Origin of the sequence: Brevundimonas naejangsanensis, from assembly GCF_000635915.2 — a bacterium.
In the GTDB taxonomy this organism is placed as follows: Bacteria; Pseudomonadota; Alphaproteobacteria; order Caulobacterales; family Caulobacteraceae; genus Brevundimonas; species Brevundimonas sanguinis.
In genome coordinates this window covers 2,106,722-2,125,408 of sequence record NZ_CP015614.1, presented here as the reverse complement: position 1 = coordinate 2,125,408, position 18,687 = coordinate 2,106,722, and the positions used below count along the sequence as shown (strand labels likewise).

Annotated in this window: 24 protein-coding genes; 16 read left to right on the top strand and 8 right to left on the bottom strand. The window is 69.0% G+C overall.

Annotated features, from left to right (window positions below):
• Window positions 1–18: 18 nt before the first annotated feature.
• Complete coding sequence (locus tag DA69_RS10160) at window positions 19–1,239, top strand: dicarboxylate/amino acid:cation symporter (RefSeq protein WP_235599145.1); 1,221 nt, start codon at window positions 19–21, stop codon at window positions 1,237–1,239.
• A gap of 6 nt (window positions 1,240–1,245) precedes the next feature.
• On the opposite strand, the gene DA69_RS10155 is transcribed toward DA69_RS10160, so the two are convergent.
• Entirely contained in the window at window positions 1,246–1,464 is a 219-nt protein-coding gene (locus tag DA69_RS10155) for a hypothetical protein (RefSeq protein WP_025978608.1), read from the bottom strand.
• Window positions 1,465–1,661: 197 nt separating this feature from the next.
• On the opposite strand from DA69_RS10155, the gene DA69_RS10150 reads away from it, so the two are divergent.
• Window positions 1,662–1,988 carry a hypothetical protein gene (locus DA69_RS10150; protein ID WP_025978607.1) on the top strand — a complete coding sequence of 109 codons (327 nt, stop codon included), beginning with the start codon at window positions 1,662–1,664 and terminating at the stop codon, window positions 1,986–1,988.
• A gap of 101 nt (window positions 1,989–2,089) precedes the next feature.
• Here the strand turns inward: DA69_RS10150 and DA69_RS10145 are convergent, their stop codons facing one another.
• The 6 genes from DA69_RS10145 to DA69_RS10120 all read right to left on the bottom strand — a co-directional run bounded on the left by DA69_RS10145 (window position 2,090) and on the right by DA69_RS10120 (window position 5,028).
• Entirely contained in the window at window positions 2,090–2,380 is a 291-nt protein-coding gene (locus DA69_RS10145) for a GNAT family N-acetyltransferase (protein WP_025978606.1), read from the bottom strand.
• Between the two features lie 26 nt (window positions 2,381–2,406).
• Window positions 2,407–2,781 (bottom strand): membrane protein, encoded by a 375-nt coding sequence (locus DA69_RS10140; protein WP_025978605.1) that lies wholly within the window; start codon window positions 2,779–2,781, stop codon window positions 2,407–2,409.
• A 13-nt stretch (window positions 2,782–2,794) separates the two neighbouring features.
• Window positions 2,795–3,169 (bottom strand): serine/threonine protein kinase, encoded by a 375-nt coding sequence (locus DA69_RS10135; RefSeq protein WP_025978604.1) that lies wholly within the window; start codon window positions 3,167–3,169, stop codon window positions 2,795–2,797.
• 57 nt (window positions 3,170–3,226) lie between these two features.
• Window positions 3,227–3,616, bottom strand: coding sequence for a dihydroneopterin aldolase (locus DA69_RS10130; protein ID WP_025978603.1), 390 nt, complete (start codon window positions 3,614–3,616; stop codon window positions 3,227–3,229).
• Window positions 3,613–4,149 (bottom strand): 6-pyruvoyl trahydropterin synthase family protein, encoded by a 537-nt coding sequence (locus DA69_RS10125; RefSeq protein ID WP_025978602.1) that lies wholly within the window; start codon window positions 4,147–4,149, stop codon window positions 3,613–3,615. The genes DA69_RS10130 and DA69_RS10125 overlap by 4 nt, the downstream gene beginning before the upstream one ends.
• A 90-nt stretch (window positions 4,150–4,239) precedes the next feature.
• The gene (locus tag DA69_RS10120) at window positions 4,240–5,028 is read right to left on the bottom strand and encodes an SDR family oxidoreductase (protein ID WP_025978601.1); all 789 of its coding nucleotides are present in this window, start codon (window positions 5,026–5,028) and stop codon (window positions 4,240–4,242) included.
• Between the two features lie 154 nt (window positions 5,029–5,182).
• On the opposite strand from DA69_RS10120, the gene DA69_RS10115 reads away from it, so the two are divergent.
• The 10 genes from DA69_RS10115 to DA69_RS10070 all read left to right on the top strand — a co-directional run bounded on the left by DA69_RS10115 (window position 5,183) and on the right by DA69_RS10070 (window position 14,422).
• A complete protein-coding gene (locus DA69_RS10115; protein ID WP_025978600.1) occupies window positions 5,183–5,656 on the top strand; it encodes an NUDIX domain-containing protein in 474 nt (157 codons plus the stop codon).
• Between the two features lie 8 nt (window positions 5,657–5,664).
• Complete coding sequence (locus DA69_RS10110) at window positions 5,665–6,111, top strand: DMT family transporter (RefSeq protein ID WP_025978599.1); 447 nt, start codon at window positions 5,665–5,667, stop codon at window positions 6,109–6,111.
• A 16-nt stretch (window positions 6,112–6,127) separates the two neighbouring features.
• Window positions 6,128–8,026 (top strand): excinuclease ABC subunit UvrC, encoded by a 1,899-nt coding sequence (gene uvrC / locus DA69_RS10105; protein ID WP_025978598.1) that lies wholly within the window; start codon window positions 6,128–6,130, stop codon window positions 8,024–8,026.
• 54 nt (window positions 8,027–8,080) lie between these two features.
• On the top strand, window positions 8,081–8,695 hold the full coding sequence (locus DA69_RS10100) for a carbonic anhydrase (RefSeq protein ID WP_029972740.1): 615 nt from the start codon (window positions 8,081–8,083) through the stop codon (window positions 8,693–8,695).
• Between the two features lie 79 nt (window positions 8,696–8,774).
• The gene (pgsA, locus tag DA69_RS10095; RefSeq protein ID WP_025978596.1) at window positions 8,775–9,401 is read left to right on the top strand and encodes a CDP-diacylglycerol--glycerol-3-phosphate 3-phosphatidyltransferase; all 627 of its coding nucleotides are present in this window, start codon (window positions 8,775–8,777) and stop codon (window positions 9,399–9,401) included.
• 166 nt (window positions 9,402–9,567) lie between these two features.
• On the top strand, window positions 9,568–10,647 hold the full coding sequence (gene nadA / locus DA69_RS10090) for a quinolinate synthase NadA (protein WP_025978595.1): 1,080 nt from the start codon (window positions 9,568–9,570) through the stop codon (window positions 10,645–10,647).
• 160 nt (window positions 10,648–10,807) lie between these two features.
• The gene (locus DA69_RS10085; protein WP_025978594.1) at window positions 10,808–11,662 is read left to right on the top strand and encodes a metalloprotease; all 855 of its coding nucleotides are present in this window, start codon (window positions 10,808–10,810) and stop codon (window positions 11,660–11,662) included.
• A gap of 3 nt (window positions 11,663–11,665) precedes the next feature.
• Window positions 11,666–13,246: an L-aspartate oxidase gene (locus DA69_RS10080; protein WP_025978593.1), complete on the top strand. Its 1,581-nt coding sequence runs from the start codon at window positions 11,666–11,668 to the stop codon at window positions 13,244–13,246.
• Entirely contained in the window at window positions 13,247–14,122 is an 876-nt protein-coding gene (nadC, locus tag DA69_RS10075; protein WP_029972737.1) for a carboxylating nicotinate-nucleotide diphosphorylase, read from the top strand. It abuts the gene before it with no gap.
• A gap of 90 nt (window positions 14,123–14,212) precedes the next feature.
• Window positions 14,213–14,422, top strand: coding sequence for a hypothetical protein (locus DA69_RS10070; protein WP_029972735.1), 210 nt, complete (start codon window positions 14,213–14,215; stop codon window positions 14,420–14,422).
• Window positions 14,423–14,428: 6 nt separating this feature from the next.
• Here DA69_RS10070 and DA69_RS10065 read toward each other — a convergent pair whose 3' ends face one another.
• Window positions 14,429–15,511, bottom strand: coding sequence for a cell wall hydrolase (locus tag DA69_RS10065; protein WP_025978591.1), 1,083 nt, complete (start codon window positions 15,509–15,511; stop codon window positions 14,429–14,431).
• Window positions 15,512–15,938: 427 nt separating this feature from the next.
• On the opposite strand from DA69_RS10065, the gene DA69_RS10060 reads away from it, so the two are divergent.
• The 4 genes from DA69_RS10060 to DA69_RS10045 all read left to right on the top strand — a co-directional run bounded on the left by DA69_RS10060 (window position 15,939) and on the right by DA69_RS10045 (window position 18,685).
• Window positions 15,939–16,136, top strand: coding sequence for a hypothetical protein (locus DA69_RS10060; protein ID WP_025978590.1), 198 nt, complete (start codon window positions 15,939–15,941; stop codon window positions 16,134–16,136).
• 221 nt (window positions 16,137–16,357) lie between these two features.
• A complete protein-coding gene (locus DA69_RS10055; protein WP_025978589.1) occupies window positions 16,358–16,720 on the top strand; it encodes a DUF6481 family protein in 363 nt (120 codons plus the stop codon).
• Between the two features lie 168 nt (window positions 16,721–16,888).
• A complete protein-coding gene (locus DA69_RS10050) occupies window positions 16,889–17,365 on the top strand; it encodes a Dps family protein (RefSeq protein ID WP_025978588.1) in 477 nt (158 codons plus the stop codon).
• Window positions 17,366–17,437: 72 nt separating this feature from the next.
• On the top strand, window positions 17,438–18,685 hold the full coding sequence (locus DA69_RS10045) for a cell wall hydrolase (protein WP_227157434.1): 1,248 nt from the start codon (window positions 17,438–17,440) through the stop codon (window positions 18,683–18,685).
• Window positions 18,686–18,687: the final 2 nt, after the last annotated feature.

Sequence of the window (18,687 nt, the reverse complement as noted above, 5' to 3'; positions counted from 1 at the left end):
ACCTCTCTCAGCACGCTTGTGTTGCTGTCGCTCGTGCTGGGCCTGGTCGCCGGGGCGGCGGCGCAGCGCTGGGGCCTGCCGGGCGGGCATGTGACGGCCGACCTCATCCAGGCGCTGGGCCAGCTGTGGCTCAATGCGCTGAGGATGACGATCATCCCCCTGGTGTTCAGCCTGCTGGTGACGGGCATCGCCTCCATCGCCGATGCGGCGCGGACCGGGCGTCTGGCGCTGAAGGCGGTGGCCTGGTTCGGGGGGCTGATCGTCTTTGCGACCATGTACGCCGTCGCGGCGGCCTATGGGCTGCACGCCCTGTGGCCGATCGACCCGGAAGGCGCGCGCCTGCTGCTGGCCATCAAGCCGGAAGGGGCCGAAGGCCTGGGCGCCGGGGCGCCGTTCAGCGAGTTTCTGAAGACCATCGCCCCGTCCAACCCGATCCGCGCGGCCGCCGAGGACGCCATTCTGGGCATGGTGGTGTTCGCCGTCTTCTTCGGCTTTGCGGCCTCGGGGCTGCCCGAGCGGCTGCGCGTGCCTCTGATCACCTTCTTCGAGGCGGTAGGCGAGACGATGATCGTCATCGTCCGCTGGGTGCTGAGCGTCGCGCCGCTGGGCGTCTTCGCCCTGTCGATCGGGGTGGGGCTGACGGCGGGCGCCAGCGCGGCGGGGGTGCTGCTGCACTATGTGGCGCTGATCTCCATCGCCTGCATCGGCATCGGCCTGATCTTCTATCCGCTGGCGGTCATCTTCGGCCGGGTGTCGCTGGGCCGGTTCGCCCGGGCGGCGGCGCCGGCGCAGGTGGTGGCCTTCTCGACCCAGTCGTCGCTGGCCAGCCTGCCGGTCATGGTCGAGCGGGCGGTCGACGAGCTGGGCGTCAAGCGGGCGACGGCGGGTCTGGTCCTGCCGCTGGCGGTGGCGGTGTTCCGCATCACCAGCCCGGTCGCCAACCTGGGGGTCGCCATCTACTGCGCCCACCTGTTCGGGCTGGAGCCCTCGGCGGGCCAGCTGTTCGCGGCCATGCTGACAGCGGTGCTGATCTCGATCGGCACCGTGGGCCTGCCCGGTCAGGCCAGCTTCTTCGCCTCCATCGCCCCCATCTGCATCGCCATGGGCGTGCCGCTGGAGCTGCTGCCGCTGCTGTTGGCGGTCGAGGTCGTGCCCGACATCTTCCGCACCCTGGGCAACGTCACCGCCGACCTGGCCGTGGTCCGCATTGTTCAGGGCGGCGAGGCGGCGTCGGACTGAACGCCCCTATTCTTCCATCGCCTCAAACATGGCCTCGGCCTCATCGAATGTGTCGTAGTCGAGGCGTTCGGGCGGGCGCACGATGACGAAGCGGGTCAGGACGGGGGCGGCGGGTTCAGGACGTCGGTCCCACTGCCAGAAGGTGCGGTCGAGCCGGCTTTGCAGAAGGGTCCACTCGCCTGCTTCTCCCTGAGGCGGCTTCGGCGGCGGAACGGTCTGTCTCATCAGCGTCTCCCTGTGCGGCGACAGCAAAGCGCGGCTGGACCACAGTGTCAAAGAGCGTAACACAAGCGGAACCGTTGGCGGCGGTCGTGATTGATGCGGCCTTGGCGCAACATGCGGCGCCGTCCTTGCAGCTTGGCTGCAGATGGGATGCGACCCTAAGGCGAAAATGAGGCATGCTGTCGCCAGGAGAATATGCGATGACCAAGTCCAGCAATGAATCCGACGCCCGCGCCGCCCTGCGCGTGGTCTCCTCGCCGGAAGCCGAGGTCTATGACCTGATGCGCGCGCCCGAAACCACCGCCGAACGGGTCAAGCGCCTGCAGGCCGAAGCCCGCGCCCTCGCCCTTGAACAGGTCGAGGCGCTCGAAGCCGCCCTGTGCAAGGCCGCCGACATGGCCAAGGAGATCGCCGACGGCGGCGACGCCTATCCGGTCGGCGCCCGCGAATTGGCCGCCCGCCTGGTCGCGGACCTGCCTTCCAAGGCCGAGACGATGAAGGCCATCGTCGCCAAGAGTCATCCTTGATCTAAGGGCGCTACCGCTCGCCGCGCGGCGGCTCGCTGCTTGAGCGCGCGAAGCGCCAGGCTGCGTCGGGTCGAGAAGGCGGAGCCTTCTGACGCAGCCCACTAAGAACCGAGTACGTCTTCGTACTCAGGATGGCGTTTCAGCCAGGCGACGGCGTAGCTGCAGTGCGGAATCAGAGTCAGCTTTTCGGCGCGGGCGTGTTCGGCCAGCGCCTGCATGAAGCGGCCGGCGGCGCCCGTGCCGCGCAGGGCCGGGTGGGCCTCGACGTGCAGGATGATGCGGGCGTGACCGCGCACGGCGTATTCGGCCCAGACGGGATGCTCGGTCCCGTCAGAATCGGCGAATGTCTGCTGGAAGCGGTGGTCGGCGGCGTGGTCTTTGAAGGCGGACACGAAAGGCTCCTCCTGAAGGGGTCAGATCAGGCCGGCCGATCGTTCAACAGGGCCAGCAGACCCAGAACGCTTTTCACCGTGAACCAGATCGACACCAGCAGCAAAAGAAGTCCGAACAGCAGAAGGAACGGAATGCCGATCAGGAAGGCCGAAGCCACGGCGCTGACGGCCACCAGCACCCACAGGATGGCGCTGATCCAGAACACCGACCAGAACAGCTTGATCTGCGCCTCGACATGCTGGGCCGCCAGACCCGTGGCCGAGCCGCGCGTGATGTAGGCCACCACCAGACCGACCAGCACCAGCACGTTCGCGCTGGGGATCGACAGGATGTAGAGAATCCACGCCACGATGGCGCCGTCGCGGCCCGCAATGGGGGCGGCCGGGTTCTGCTCGCTCATGAAGGCGGTCCTTTCAGTAGAAGAGGCGGCGGGGCTCAGCGATAGGGCGTCCGTTCAGCAGGTCCTTCAGCCCCAGAGCGCCGCGCACGATGGTCCACACGGCCATGATGAACAGGACGAAGACGCCGACGTTGACCAGGATCAACACCGCGCCGGCGATGATGGCGCAGACGGCGGCGAAAAGGGTGCGCTGCTGAAAGATGAAATGGCTGCGCAGAATCGGATCGACCGGCGCGGCACGGCGCCAGACCCGCAGCAGTCCGACCGCCGCCGCCACGCCGAAGGTCGGCGCCGCCAGCAGGATCAGCGCATAGCCGACATAGAGCCCGGACAGGTCAGCCGAAACCTCGCCGCCGCTGTTGCTGTTGTAATCGCCGGACTGGACCATCGGAACCTCTTGTCAGAGCGAGATGATGGCGGGACGGACGGCCCCGCGCAACCAGCCTCAGCGCGAATAGGCGACTTCGCAGGCGGCGGCCGCGGCGTCGGGAATGGCGCCTGGCTTTTCGACCCGCACGATGACGCCCAGCACGCGGGGATCGGCCAGGCAGGCGACCGCCGTGCGTTCGGCGAAGGTTTCGATCAGAGCGATGTGCGGCCCCGCCGCCAGTTCGCGCACGATGCGGGCGACGCCGTCGTAATCCAGGGTGTCGGCCAACCGCTCGACCGGCGAGTCGCCCAGGTCCAGCTCGACGTCGACCGACAGCGGCTGCAGGCGTCCGTGCTCGTGGTCATAGAAGCCGATGGAGGCTTCGACCTTCAGCGCCCGCACCATGACCTTCAGGCCCAGGCGGCGCGGCTCGGCGGAGGGCAGGGGGGTGACGACGGCGCTCAAGACCAGGTCTCCGGCGGCAGAAGATCATTGATGCTGAAATCGGCCCGGTCGCACCAGGCGCCCAGCGCCCACGCCCGCTCCGCCTCAGTCAGGCCGCGCGTCAGGACGGTGTTGGTCGGCGTTTCCTCGATGGCCAGCTCGGCCAGGCGGAACGGCAGGCCCTCGGCGGCCAGGATGGCCTCCAGCTTGCGCCACAGGGCGATGACCAGGGCCTCGGTCGTCGGATCGCCGTCCACGGTCAGCACCTGGTTCAAGCGGTGCGGCTCGTGCTGCTGGAACCAGGCCAGCAGGGGATCGGCGCGGTTCAGCTGGAAGGCGTGGTCCAGGCTGCGGTCGACGAAGCCGTGCCAGCGCGCCTTCAGCCGCTCGAAGGAGGCCGCATAGTTGGCGCCGCCGAAATCGATCTCGGCCGTCGGCTCCAGCGTCACGGTCACGAACTCGTTGTGCCCATGCGGCACGGCGCACTTCGACCCCGCATCGGCGATCAGCCGGTGCGCCATCGAGAAGCGGCGAGTGAAACGGACAGCGGGCATGAAGGTCTCAGGATGAACGGCGGCAGCTAAAGCACCAACCTATCGGCAAATAAAGGTCATGTGGCGGCGAACGACGCCGCCGCTGACGGCTCAGGCGAACTCCAGGTCGCGCTCGCGGCGGGTCAGGGACGCCCCGGCGTCGACCACCAGATTCTGTCCGGTCAGGCTGCGCGCGGTCAGGATGAAGGTCAGGGCGGCGGCCAGATCCTCGACCGGGACGGGCCGTTTCAGCGGCGTGGCCTCGGCCCCGGCCTGATAGTCGGCCTCGGGCCACCCGGCCGAGGGCAGGGTCAGGCCCGGCGCTATGCCGCAGACGCGGATGCGCGGCGCCAGGGCCAGCGCCAGGGCGCCGGTCATGTGGGCGATGCCGACGCGGCTGACGGTATAGGAGAAGAAGTCGGGGTTCGGCGCCGTGACCTTATAGTCCAGCATATTGACCACCACGCCTTCGTCCGTCTCGGGCAGGCGCGCGGCGAAGTCGCGGATCAGGGCCAGCGGCGCCAGGACGTTGACCTCGTGATGAAGGCGCAGATCCGCCTCCTGAAAGGTCTTCAGCTGATCATAGACGAACAGGGAGGCGTTGTTGACCAGCACCCGCAACGGCCCGAAGGCGAAGGCCTGATCCATCAGGGCGGCGCGCGCGCCGGGGTCCGTCAGCTCGGCGTGAACGGCGACCGCGCGCTGTCCCAGGCCCTCGATCGCCTGAACCACGCCCTGCGCGCCGTCCGCGTCGGAACGATAGTGGACGACGACGTCATAGCCCGCCTGAGCGGCCGCCTTGGCCAGCACCGCCCCGATCCGGCCCGAGGCGGCGGTGACCAGCGCAGCGCCTCTCGACGAGGGCGGCGAAGGGGCGTCAGCGCGCCCGGAGTCAGTCAACCCGGCCGAACTCGTAATAGTTGACGGCGGCGATGACGGCGATGAAAACGAAGATGGTGGCGATGGCCAGCATGGTGCAGCTCCTGATTTTGTCCCCGAATAGGGGCAAGCGCGCCCCTGTTCAAGCCGCCCGACCGCAGCCTATCGTGCGCGCATGGCGAACTGGCGCACGCGCATCGAACCCTTCACCCGGCCTTTGTTCTTCGCCTGGTCGCGTATGAGCCGGGGCATGACGCTGGGCGTGCGCGGCGCGGCGGTCGACCCAGAGGGACGGGTGCTGCTGGTCAAGCACACCTATCTGGAGGGGTGGTGGCTGCCCGGGGGCGGGGTGGACAAGGGCGAGACGACGCAGGCCGCCGTCATCCGCGAACTGCGCGAAGAGGCCGGGCTGATCGTCAGGGGCGAGCCGCGCCTGCTGTCGGTCCACTCCAATGAACGGTTCTTTCCGGGGGACCATGTGCTGGTCTTCCGCATCGACGCCTTCGACCTGACCGAGCGGACCAGCCACGGCGAGATCGCCCAGATCGGCTGGTTCCATCCCCACGCTCTGCCCGACGACGCCACCCGCGCCACTCGCGCCCGCCTGGCCGAGATCTTCGGCGGCGCCGCGCCCGACCCGAACTGGTGAGACAGCCGATGCAGCTTCCCGTCCTCGCCCTGCTGGCCATGGTGCTAGGCGGCGCCGCCACCGCCCTGCAGGGGCCGACCAATGCGCGGCTGGCCAGCGCGGTCGGGTCGCCGGTCAATGCGGCCTTCGTCTCCTTCTTCGTCGGTACGGTGGCGCTGGGGCTGCTGGCGATGGCGTTGCAGACGCGGCCGGACGTGCAGGCGATGAAGGCTCTGCCCGCCTGGGCCTGGATGGGCGGTCTGTACGGCTGCGTCTTCGTGGTGGCCGCCGCCTGGGGCGTGCCGAAGATCGGCGTGGCCCTGACGATCACCCTGATGGTGGCGGGCCAGCTGGCGCTGAGCCTGATCCTCGACCACTTCGGCGTCATGGGCGTGCCCCAGCAGCCGCTCAGCCTGACCCGAATCGCCGGGGTGGCGCTGGTGATCGGCGGGGTGCTTCTGGTCCGGCGCGGCTGAGCCTATATCCCGGCTGATGACCGATCCGACGCCCGATACTCCGGAAACGCCCAACTCGCAGGCGAACGCCCTTCCGCTTCAGGCCGCCGAGCTGATCGCGGACGAGGCCCGGCGCGCGCCCGACAAGCCCGGCGTCTATCGCATGTACGGCGAGGACGGCGCCTGCCTCTACGTGGGCAAGGCCAAGTCGCTGAAGAAGCGCGTGGTTCAATATGCGCAAGGGCGGTTTCATACCCAGCGCATCGGCCTGATGGTGTCGCTGACCCGCTCGATGGAACTCGTGGTCACGGCGTCCGAGACCGAGGCCCTGCTGCTCGAATCCAACTTCATCAAGAAGCTGAAGCCGCGCTTCAACGTCGTGCTGCGCGACGACAAGTCCTTCGCCGAGCTGATGATCCGGCGCGACCACCGCGCGCCCCAGGTCCGCAAGCACCGCGGCGCCCATACGATACCCGGCGACTATTTCGGCCCCTTCGCCTCGACGTGGGCGGTGAACCACACGCTGAACACCCTGCAGAAGGCCTTCCTGCTGCGGTCCTGCTCGGACAGCGTCTATGAGACCCGCACCCGCCCCTGCATGCTGCACCAGATCAAGCGGTGCTCGGCGCCCTGCACCGGCCTGATCTCGCTTGAGGATTACGGCGATCTGGTCACTGAGGCCGAACAGTTCCTGCGCGGCAAGTCGCGCGCCGTCATCGGCCGTCTGTCGCAGGAGATGCAGGCGGCCTCGGACGACCTGGACTTCGAGACCGCCGCCCGCGTGCGCGACCGGATCCGCGCCCTGTCGGCGATTGCGATGGAGAGCAGCATCAACGCAGACGGCGTGGCCGAGGCCGATGTCTTCGCCCTGCATTCCGAGGGCGGCCAGGCCTGCGTCCAGGTCTTCTTCTATCGCGCGGGCCAGAACTGGGGCGGGCGCGCCTATTTCCCGCGGGTGGACAAGAGCGACAGCGACCCGGAAATCCTCGCCGCCTTCCTGGGCCAGTTTTATGAGGACAAGCCGATTCCGCGCCTGATCCTGTCCAACGTCCGCCCGCACGAGCTGGAGTTGCTCGAGGAGGCCTTCAGCATGAAGGCCGAGCGCCGCGTCGAGATCGCCCGCCCCTTGCGCGGCGGCAAGGCCAGTCTGGTCGACCACGCCCTGACCAACGCCCGTGAGGCGCTGGGCCGCAAACTGGCCGAGAACTCCGCCCAGTCGAAAATTCTGGACGAAGTGTGCGAGGCTTTCGGCCTGGACGCGCGGCCCGAGCGGATCGAGGTCTACGACAACGCTCACATCCAGGGGACCAACGCCGTCGGCGGCATGATCGTCGCGGGGCCGGACGGCTTCCGCAAGAATCAGTACCGCAAGTTCAACATCAAGGGCGAAGACCTGACACCCGGCGACGATTACGGCATGATGCGCGAGGTCATGCGCCGCCGTTTCGGACGGCTGGTGAAGGACGAGGAAGCCGGCGAGGCGGTCGAGCGCCCCGACCTGCTGCTGATCGACGGCGGGGCGGGCCAACTGGCCGAGGTGCTGGCCGTCATGGCCGATCTGGGCGTCGACGACATCGCCGTGGTCGGCGTAGCCAAGGGACCGGACCGCGACGCAGGCCTGGAGAAGTTCTTCATGCCCGGCAAGGCGCCCTTCATGCTGCCGCTGAAAAGCCCGGCCCTCTACTACCTGCAACGCCTGCGCGACGAGGCGCACCGCTTCGCCAACGGCGCCCACGCCAAGCGCCGCTCGATGGACATCAAGAAGAATCCGCTGGACGAGATCGAGGGCGTCGGACCGGGACGCAAGAAGGCTTTGCTGCACGCCTTCGGCTCGGCCAAGGGGGTCAGCCGCGCCTCTGTCGCCGACCTGGCCAAGGTGGACGGGGTCAGCCACGCTCTGGCCGAACGCATCCACGGCTTCTTTCACAAGTCATGAGAGACGAAGATTCCGGGTTGAGCGACCGAGCGTTGCGGGTTTAGGAACGATCTCATGATCTCCGAGCTGACCAAGGGCTACCATCGCTTCCGCGCGAACAGGTGGCCGTCCGAACACGCTGAATACGAGGCCCTGGCCGCCAACGGCCAGAAGCCGCACACCCTGGTCGTGGCCTGTTCCGACAGCCGCGCCGACCCGGCCCTGATCTTCGACACGGCCCCGGGCGAGCTGTTCGTGGTGCGCAACGTCGCCAACCTGGTCCCGCCCTATGAGCCGGACGGAAAGCTGCACGGCGTCTCGGCGGCGCTGGAGTTTGGCGTCAATGTGCTGAAGGTCCGGCACGTCGTCGTCATGGGTCACGCCTCATGCGGCGGGGTGAACGCCATGCTGAACGGCGCCCCCGCCAACTGTCAGGACTTTGTCGCCCCCTGGGTCGAACAGGCCGCCCCCAGCGTGCGGCGCGCAGTCCAGGCCCTGCCCGACGACCAGGTCGAATGCGCGGCCGAGGAAGCCGTGGTGCGCCTGTCGCTTGACAACCTGCGCACCTTCCCCTGGATCGCGGAGAAGGAGGCGGCGGGCGAACTGAAGCTCAGCGGCCTGCACTTCGGCATCGCGTTGGGCATTCTGTCCAAGCTGACGGGGCCGGGACGGTTCGAGCGGCTGGACTGACGCCAGCCCCGCGGCTTACCCCGCCCTCGCCTCTGGCCGCGAACCATGGCACACCGGGCGTGTTGCAACGGAAGACGTCATGGCCCCTGCCTACAAAGCCATCCCCAACATCCTGACCGGCCTGCGGCTGGGGGCGGGGATCCTCATGTTCTTGCTGCTGGCGGGGGCGACCAGCGGCTTCCCCTTCGTCTCGGCCTGGCTGAGCCCTGACGACCAGTTCGCCATGTACCGGACGGGGTTCTGGATCTTCGTCATCGCCGCCTCGACCGACTGGATCGACGGCTACCTGGCTCGCCGCTGGAACGCCGAGACGCGCTGGGGCGCCATTCTGGACCCCATCGCCGACAAGATCCTGGTCACCGGCGCCGTGCTGGGCGTGCTGACGAGCGGTTCGGTGCAGCAGATCATCATCCCCTGCGGCCTGATCCTGTTCCGCGAGTTCGCCGTATCGGCCCTGCGCGAAACGATGGCCGGCCGCATCAAGCTGCCGGTCACCCTGGCCGCCAAGTGGAAGACGACGCTGCAGATGGTGGCTCTGGGGTGCCAGCTGTTCGCCCGCAACTGGGACGGTTGGGGCTTGCCGTTCGACTACCTGCCGGCCTTCCAGCTGTTTTCGGACGCCCTGATCTGGCTGGCCGCTATCGTCACCCTGTGGACCGGCTGGCAGTATTTCAGCGCGGCGCAAAAGCAGATGCGCGACCTCTAAGCCGCCCAGTCTCTCCACCTAAGGCAAGCCAAGCTTTCGCCCGCTCATCAGGCGGCGGCGTCCTTTTCCCTTGCGCCGTGGGCGGAACGGCCTACATTGTTCCTGCTTATGCTAAGTTTGAGCATAAGTCGGGGCCGCGCAGACGGCCGTTGCAGGAGTAGGGATGATGGCGGACGGCGCTTTCGGTCTGTCGAGGGAACTGGCGGAAGAGACCGCTCCGGTGTGGGACAAGGTCAAGGACTTCGTCACCCCGCTGGAATGGCCGCAGCAGGCGCGGCTGATCAGCGAGATCAACCGGCTGAAACGCGAACGCGACGCGGTCATCCTGGCCCACAACTACATGACGCCCGAGATCTTTCACGGGGTGGGCGACTATGTCGGCGACAGCCTGGGGCTGGCCAAAGAGGCCGCGCGCTCGGACGCCAAGGTGATCGTTCAGGCGGGCGTTCACTTCATGGCCGAGACGTCCAAGATCCTGTCGCCGGACAAGACGGTGCTGATCCCCGACCTGCGCGCGGGCTGTTCGCTGGCTTCCTCGATCACGGGGGCGGACGTGCGGCTGATCAAGGAGCGGCACCCGGGCCTGCCGGTCGTCACCTATGTGAACACCACGGCCGATGTGAAGGCCGAGACCGACATCTGCTGCACCAGCGCCAACGCCGTCCAGGTCGTCGAATGGGCGGCCAAGGAGTGGGGCGTCGACAAGGTCATCCTGATCCCCGACGAATATCTGGCGCGCAACGTCGCGGCCCAGACGACCGTGGGCATCATCGCCTGGGCGGGCCGCTGCGAGGTGCACGAGCGCTTCACCGCAGACGACATCAAGGAGATGCGCGCCGCCTATCCGGGGGCTGAGATCCTGGCCCACCCGGAATGCCCGGAAGAGGTGCTGGCGGCGTCGGACTTCGCCGGGTCGACGGCGGCGATGATCGACTATGTCGCGGCGCGCAAGCCGAAGCAGGTGGTGATGATCACCGAGTGCTCCATGGCCTCGAACGTCAAGGGCGACGTGCCCGGCGTCGACTTCATCGGCCCGTGCAACCTGTGCCCGCACATGAAGCGCATCACCCTGGAGAACATCCGCGACTGCCTGCGCGACATGAAGTTCGAGGTGACGGTGGCGCCCGAGATGGCCGAGCGCGCCGCTCTGGCGGTGCAGCGGATGATCGATCTGCCGCCGCCGTCGAAGCCTGCGCGCTATGACCTGGTCAAGGCGCGGCATCACGTCGACGTGGAGTTGATCTGATGGCCCTATCCGCAATCCTTCTCCCCTCGGGGGAGAAGGTGGGGCGCGCAGCGCCTCGGATGAGGGGGCTGCCTGATACATGCTGGACGTCGAAGGGGTGGCGAGCGTCCCCCTCGTCCGTCCGGCTTCGCCGTCCACCTTCTCCCCCGAGGGGAGAAGGATGAGCGTTCAGGGGCCTTGGGGGGCGCGCGACGGGTCGACGCCCCCGCCTGTGCGAACGCCGGAGCGCGAGACTCCGCGCTACAGCGCGCGTCACGACACGCCGCGCGAAGACAAGGGGCAGCACCCGGTCTGGGCGGTGGTCTCCACCCTGTTGATGGCGGGTTTCCTGTGGTTCCTGACCGGCAGCTGGGTCGTGGCGGGGGCGGTCCTGTTCGGCCTGTTCGTGCATGAGTACGGCCATGTGCTGGCGATGAACCGCGTCGGCATGGGCCCGGCGCGCATCTATATCATTCCGTTCCTGGGCGGACTGGCGAAGGGCCAGCGCGCGCCGAAGAGCGAATGGCACGGGGTGCTGGTGTCGCTGGCGGGGCCGGCGTTCGGCCTGCTGGCGATGATCCCCTTTGTGGCCGTGGGCGTGACGATGAAGTCGCCGGAATGGCTGATGGGCGCCTTCTTCATCGCCATGATCAACCTGTTGAACCTGCTGCCCGCGCCGCCGCTGGACGGGTCCAAGGCGCTGGGGCCGGTGCTGACCCGGGTGCATCCGCGGCTGGAGCAGGTCGCCCTGCTGGCCGTCGGCGGACTGGCGGTGTGGTGGGGGCTGTCGACGGGGCGGCTGATCCTCGCCGTCTTCCTGGGGCTGGCGGTGATCGGCCATCTGAAGCGCGGCGTGTGGCGGGCGGCCTGGGGACAGCTGAGCTGGCCCGAGGCGGGGCGAAGCCTGGCCCTCTATCTGCTGACGGCGGTGGTCTGCGCGGCGGCGGCGATCGGCGCCCTGCTGCCCCTGACGGGCGGGGCGGTCGAGCCGGCCTTCGAGATGGGGCTGCGTTTCTTCGGGGTGGGAGGCCGCTAGGCCATGGCGCGCATCCGTCATGACGGGCCCCTGATCATCGGCGGCGGGCTGGCGGGCCTGTCGGCGGCGCTGGAGGCGGCCGAGGCGCTCGGTCCGAACGGCAAGGTGCTGGTGGTGACGCCGGAGCCCTTGCTGAACGCCTGTTCGTCGGCCTGGGCGCAGGGCGGGATGGCGGCGGCCCTCTCGCCGCACGACAGCGCGGCCTTGCACGCCAAGGACACCGAGGGGGCGGGCGCCGGTCTGGTCGAGGCTGAGGCGGCGCGCGCCCTGACGATGCGGGGGCGCGAGACGGTCGAGTGGCTGGCGGCGCTGGGCGCGCCCTTCGACCGCGACGCCGACGGCGGCTTTTCCGTCAGCCTGGAGGCGGCCCACAGCCTGCCGCGCGTGGCGCGGGTCGGCGGCGACGGCGCGGGCCGGGCCATCCTGTCGGCTGTGGTCGCCGCCGCGCGGGCGGTGAAGGGCATCGAGATCTGGGAGGACGGGCGGCTGCGCGGCCTGATCCGCGACGTCGACGGCCGGGTGCGTGGCGCGGTGATCGAGCGGCGCGGCGGCCAGGGACATGGAAGGCTGGACGAAGTCTTCGCACCGGCCGTGGTCCTGGCGACCGGCGGGATAGGCGGCCTGTTCGAGGCGACCACCAACCCCTCGGCCCTGCGCGGCGAGGGGCTGGCGCTGGCCTATCTGGCGGGAGCCGAGATTCTGGACCCCGAGTTCGTGCAGTTCCACCCGACGGCCATCGACGTGGGGCTGGACCCGGCGCCGCTGGCGACCGAGGCCCTGCGCGGCGAGGGGGCGCGGCTGGTCGATGGGCGCGGCGTCTTCCTGCTGGGCGATCATCCCGACGCTGATCTGGCGCCGCGGGACATCGTGGCGCGGGCGGTGCACGCGGCGCGCATCGAGGGGCGCGGCGCCTTCCTCGACGCGACCAAGGCGGTGGGCGAGGCCTTTCCGCATGAGTTTCCGGCCGTCTTCGCCGCCTGCATGAGGGCGGGGCTGGACCCGCGCGTCAGCCCGATTCCGGTGGCGGCGGCGGCCCACTATCACATGGGCGGCATCGTCGCCGACGACGAGGGGCGCACCTCGGTCCCCGGCCTGTTCGCCATCGGCGAGTGCGCGGCGACGGGGGTGCATGGGGCCAACCGGCTGGCGTCCAACTCCCTGCTGGAAGCGGGCGCCTTCGGACGGCGCGCGGGCCGGGCGGCGGCGGCCGAGGTCCAGCCCGAGCGGCGGCCTCTGGCGGCGGTGCAGGCGACGACGGATCTGCCGCCCGAGGCCTTAGCGACCTTGCGCGCCGCCATGACGCGCTATGCGGGCGTGGTGCGGGACGAGGCGGGGCTGACGGCGCTGCTGGCCCTGATCGACGACCTGGCGAAGGCCCATCCGACGGCGGCGTGCCTGGCGGCGGCGCGGCTGGTCGCCGAAGGGGCGCTGAACCGGCGCGAGAGCCGGGGCGGCCACTATCGCCGCGACTTCCCCGACAGTCTGCCGAGGGCCGAGCACACGCGGATGCGCGCAGCGCCGGCGCCGGCGCGCGACGAAGAGGCCGAGGCGGCGACGCTCGCCGCCCTGGCGGCCGTGATCTGAATGACGAAGGACGTTTCCGTGACCCGAACCCTGCCGGACCTGCTGATCGAGCCCGTGGTGCGCATGGCGCTGGCCGAGGATCTGGGGCGCACGGGCGATGTGACGGCGCAGGCCTGCATCCCCGAGGACGCCCGCTTCGGCGCCGTCTTCGCGGCGCGCCAGGCCGGGGTGATGGCGGGCGGGGCGGTGGTGCGGATCGCCGTCCATGCGCTCGACCCTCAGGCGACGGTGACGGTCAAGGTCGCCGACGGCGAGGCGTTCGAGGCGGGGGCCGTGCTGGTCGCGGTCGAGGCGAACGCCCGCGCCCTGCTGGCGGCCGAGCGGACGGCGCTGAACCTGCTGGGCCGGATGTGCGGCATCGCTGCCCTGACGCGGACCTATGTGCAGGCGGTCGCAGGGACGCACGCGCGCATCGCCGACACCCGCAAGACCACGCCGGGCCTGCGCGCGCTGGAGAAGCATGCGGTGGCCTGCGGCGGCGGGCTGAACCATCGCTTCGGCCTGGATGACGCCATCCTGATCAAGGACAACCACGTCGCCGTCTGCGGCGGGGCGGGCGAGGCGGTGCGCCGCGCCAAAGCCTTCGCCCCGCACCTGATGAAGGTCGAGGTCGAGGTCGACGGCCTGGATCAGCTGGACGAGGTGCTGCCCGAGCGGCCCGACGTGATCATGCTGGACAATTTCAGCTTGGACGACATGGCCGAGGCGGTGCGGCGGGTGCGGGACAGCGCCTTCGGGCCGGTGGTGCTGGAGGCGTCAGGCGGGGTGAACCTGACCACGGTCGCGGGCATCGCTGCGACCGGCGTGGACGTCATCTCCGTGGGCGCGTTGACCCATTCGGTGATGCAGCTGGATATCGGCCTGGACGCCGATTGAGCGGACACGGACCGGGGTTTTTCGGGGAACGGGCCCCGCGGGGGGCCGTTCTCATGCGGCGGGAGGGCGCGACCTCGAAGGAGCGACGCCATGACCAAGGTTCCACATCCGCCCCCGGAGCAGCGCAGCTTTGCCGACCGCGGCCATCGGCCGATGGTTGAAGCCGCAGCTGGACGACGCCACAGGGCGGAAGGCGTGCAGTCCGACAAACCCGGCGACGCCGACGTCAATCTGGGCCAGCAGGGGCGCTTCGGCAATCTGCATCAGAACCTGACCACCCGCCGCATGAGCCATCCGTAGGAGGGATCAAGCCTCGGCGCTGACCGAGACCGGAGCGCCCGGCTTGGGCGACGGCGCAGCGCTCCCCGAGCTGGACGGCGTCGGCGGCGGAGTCTCGGCCTTGCCGGATGCCAAGACCTCGCGCGCCACGACGGCGGTGTAGGCCACGGCGCCCGAAGCGTTGCGGGCGGCTTCGACCGGATCGAGGCTGGCCTGCACCAGGCGGGGTGCGGCCTCGGCCGGACCCGACGGACGCGGGTTGTAGGCGAAGGCCTGGCTGGCGCCCGAACGACCGCCGAAGCGATAGAACAGGTGATCGCCGACCTGATTCACGCGGATCAGATTGTTGCGCCATGACGGCGAGACGGCGGTGGTGTGGAAGTGGGTGGCGTTGCCCACGGCGCTGAATACCTGGCCGGACAGGGCCTTGGTCGCCACTTCGCGGGCGCGGTTCCAGGCGCTGCGGTTGACGGCGCCGCGCATGGCGCCGTTGCAGGTGAAGCTGAACTGGCAACCCGTGCCGCGGTTTGCGCCCTGATAGACGACGGCGCAGACCGTCTTGGGGAAGGCGGGGTGGCGGGCGCGGTTCAGCACCACCTGGGCCACCGCCTTCATGCCGTCGCGGCCTTCGCCGCGCGCTTCATAATAGACGGCCTGGGTCAGGCATTCCAGGTCGCGCGATTGGTCCAGCGCGCCGTCGAGGCGGAAGGGGCGGGCGGCGGACATCTTGGTCGCGCCGGCGGTTTGCAGGTTGGCCCGGCGCAGGCCGTCCTGGCCTTCAAGCTGTTCCAGGCGGGCGGTCAGCAGCTCGGCCTGGCGGTCGCGTTGGGCCGAGCCGGCGACGGAGTAGGGGTCGTGGCGGTGGGCGATGGCAAGGGCGCTGGCGTCCAGTCCGCCGGCCGCTTCGGCCAAGGCTTCCTGAGTATAGGCGCCCTGCAGGCGCTCGGCCTGTTGGCGCACGGTCGAGGCCTGGGCGGCCAGGCCGCCCAGATAGGCCCCTCCGACTGCGAGGCCGACCACGCCGCCGAACGCCGCCGCCGCCGTCGTGGGGCGCAGGCGGAATGAGCGGGCGGCGTGCATCAGCGCGCGCGTCTGCGAGGAGAAAGACAAAGGCGTAGTCCTGTACAACAGGGCGAGGATGCCGCCCCCGTAGTTCCCGAACCCTGGCGACAAGGACGCGTCGCGCTTCAAGCGGGTCGGGTGAACGCCGACTGAACGCCGGCCCTCGAAGGCGGGCCTTTATCCATTGGTTTATGGCCTCAATGTGACTGATTCGCTAGAATCACAATTTCTGCAGCATCCAGAAATTCTCTGAAAGTCATTATTTTCACTGTTTTAAATCATGACGAAATTGCGCGCCAGACCTTCTTGCGAATACCGTATTGAGATGTTGACTGAAGATTTGGTGGGCGGCATCGGATTGTCGAATAAGCTATTTAAGGGGGTGTGACATCTTGGATGACAGAGTCGTGCCTTAGATGGGAACCGGGCGGTAATTTTCGCGTTCCAAGCTGAGCTATTTCAAGGAGTTGACCCCATGACCCGCATCGTATCTCGTCTGGCCTTTCTGACCCTGATCGGCGCCGGCGCCCTGGCCCTGTCGGCCTGCGGCCATACGGTGGAACAGAAGGCGGCGACCGGCGCCGTGGCAGGGGCCGTGGTCGGCGGTCCGGTCGGCGCGGCTGTCGGCGGCGCTGCAGGCGCTGCGGTGGGCCACGCTCAAAAACCGCACTAACGACGCGCCTCTTCGTCGCGAACCGTGGTCGAGAGGCGTCAGTCGCATTAAATCCCATGAAATCGGGCTGTAGAGCTTGATTTCGGCGCGAAATTCGGCTTTGCCCTCCCGCCGGGCCGAGCGTGCCGAAACGCGCTCATCGCCCCGTCTTGCGGCCGTCGCTTCTCCGATCGGCCCCATTCGCCGTTTCCATTCGCTATCAAGGACACCCGCCTCTCAGCATGCGCGACCTCAAGAACACCGGCTTCAACGACCGCCTGTCCGCCCAGAAAGACGCCAAACAAGCCCTGCTGGCCCGGTTCAAGCCAAAGCCGATGGTTCAGGACCCCGAGTTCGAAAAGCTGGCCGCCAAGCGCGCCGCCGAGAAGGAGGCCCTTCGCCAGCAACACGAACTCGCCAAGGCCGAACAGCGCCGTGAGAAGGCCGAGAAGGACGCCGCCCGCCTGGCCGCCGACATGGCCGCTCAGGAAGAGGTGGACGCCGCCAAGCGCGCCGCTCGCAAGGAGCGCAAGCAACTGACCAAGGAAGAGCAGAAGGCTGCTCGCGACGCCCGTTACGCCGCCCGCAAGGCGCGCAATCGCTGACTATGACGGTTCGTGCCCCTTCCTGACCGGGAAGGGGCGACGCTGACGCCGCTCTGACATGACAGGCGCGAAGATTCCTGCGATGTGACGCCGCCGGCCCCTTGGAACGCGGGCCAGACGACCTAACTGCAAGGCTGATCTTCCCCAGCCATGCGAACAGGAGCCGTCATGAACGCCATCGACACCGGTCTGAAGCCCAAGGAACGCGCCGACGTCGCGCGCGAACTGTCCAAGGTTCTGGCCGACAGCTACGCCCTCTATCTGAAGACGCACGGCTATCACTGGAACGTGCGCGGGCCGGAGTTCTTCAGCCTGCACAACCTGCTGGAAGAACAGTACCGCGAGATCTGGGCCGCGCTGGACGAGATCGCCGAGCGCATCCGCGCCCTGGGCGAGCTGGCGCCGCAGAGCGCCGCGGCCTTCGCCAATCTGACCTCGATCAAGGACGGCGATCCTGAGAAGGATTCCGCAGCCATGCTCAAGGAGTTGGTCAAGGACCACGGCGTGGTCATCGCCACCGCTCGCGCCGCGCTCGACGCCGCCGACGAGGTCGGGGACGAAGCCTCGGTCGACCTGATGACGGTGCGTCTGGCCGCGCACGAAAAGGCCGCCTGGATGCTGCGCTCCAGCCTCGGCGACCGATAGCGGCTGACGGATCGCCGGGCCGCCTCACGGAACGGTAATCTTCGCGTCTGAAAAGCGCCGGATTGAGCGGTCATGCAGATCGCTGGTTTCCGGCGCCGTCAGGCGTCGCTATACGGACAGCGCATGATCCTCGGCCGCCTCACGCCGCTGAAGACGACTGGACGCCGCGCCCTGGCTGCGGCGCCCGCCGCCATGGCCGTGACCCTGGCGGCGATGGGCGTGGCCATGTCGGCCAGCTCGACGCCCCGCCCCGACATCGACCGCACGGCCGAGGCCCTGGCCCACGCCACCGGCGGCGACCTGGGCCCGAACGGTCTGGCGGCCGTGATGGCGCGCATGGACGCGGGGCAGCTGGCCGTGGCGCGACGGCACGACCCGGCGCTGGGCCTGCCCGAACTGTATGGCCTGACGCCCGGCTGGGAGAGCCTGACCTTGGGCGGCAAGCCCAGCCTGGATCAGGGCGTGGCCGGCGTCGCCGCCCAGCAGTTGAACGCCGCCATGCCCAACGCCCTAGGCGCGCTCCAGCCCGCGCGGCCCTTTGTCTTCCGCCCCGCCGATGAGGCGTCGCGCCGGCGCGCCCTGCGCTGCCTGACCCAGGCGGTCTATTATGAGGCGGCCTTGGAGCCGACCGAGGGGCAGGAGGGCGTGGCCCAGGTCGTGCTGAACCGGGTGCGCGATCCCAACTATCCCTCCAGCGTCTGCGGCGTCGTCTATCAGGGCGCCGAGCGGACCACGGGTTGCCAGTTCAGCTTCACCTGCGACGGCTCCCTGGCGCGCGGGCCGGTGCGCTGGGCCTGGGACCGAGCCGAGCGGGTCGCGGCTCGCGCTCTGAACGGCCATGTGGCCGAGCGCGTGGGCACGGCCACGCACTACCACGCCGATTACGTCCACCCCTGGTGGTCGCCGACCCTGGCCAAGATCACTCAGGTCGGGGCGCACATCTTCTATCGCTGGAAGGGCGCGGCCGGAGAGACGGCCGCCTTCGTCAACGCCTATGCGGGCCGGGAGCCGTCGATCGACGAGGCGCGCTTCGCCCAGTCGCGCGTTTTGCTGGCCACGGCGGCGGACAGCGTCGAGGAGGCTCTGGCCGGCGCCAAGTCCGGCGAACTGCGCACGGTCGAGATCGACGGCCAGACCCGCGTGGTGGGGATCGCCAGCCTCGGCGGCCGTCGGCAGGCCAGTAAGGACGAGATCGCCGCCATCAACGAGCGGCTGAAGGCCTTTGAAAGCGGCGCCGTCCCCAGCGTGACCGTAACCGCCCCGCCGCCCGCCGGCGTCACCCCCATGGCCGTCGAAGAGGTCGGCAAGCCGCAGGGGTGAGA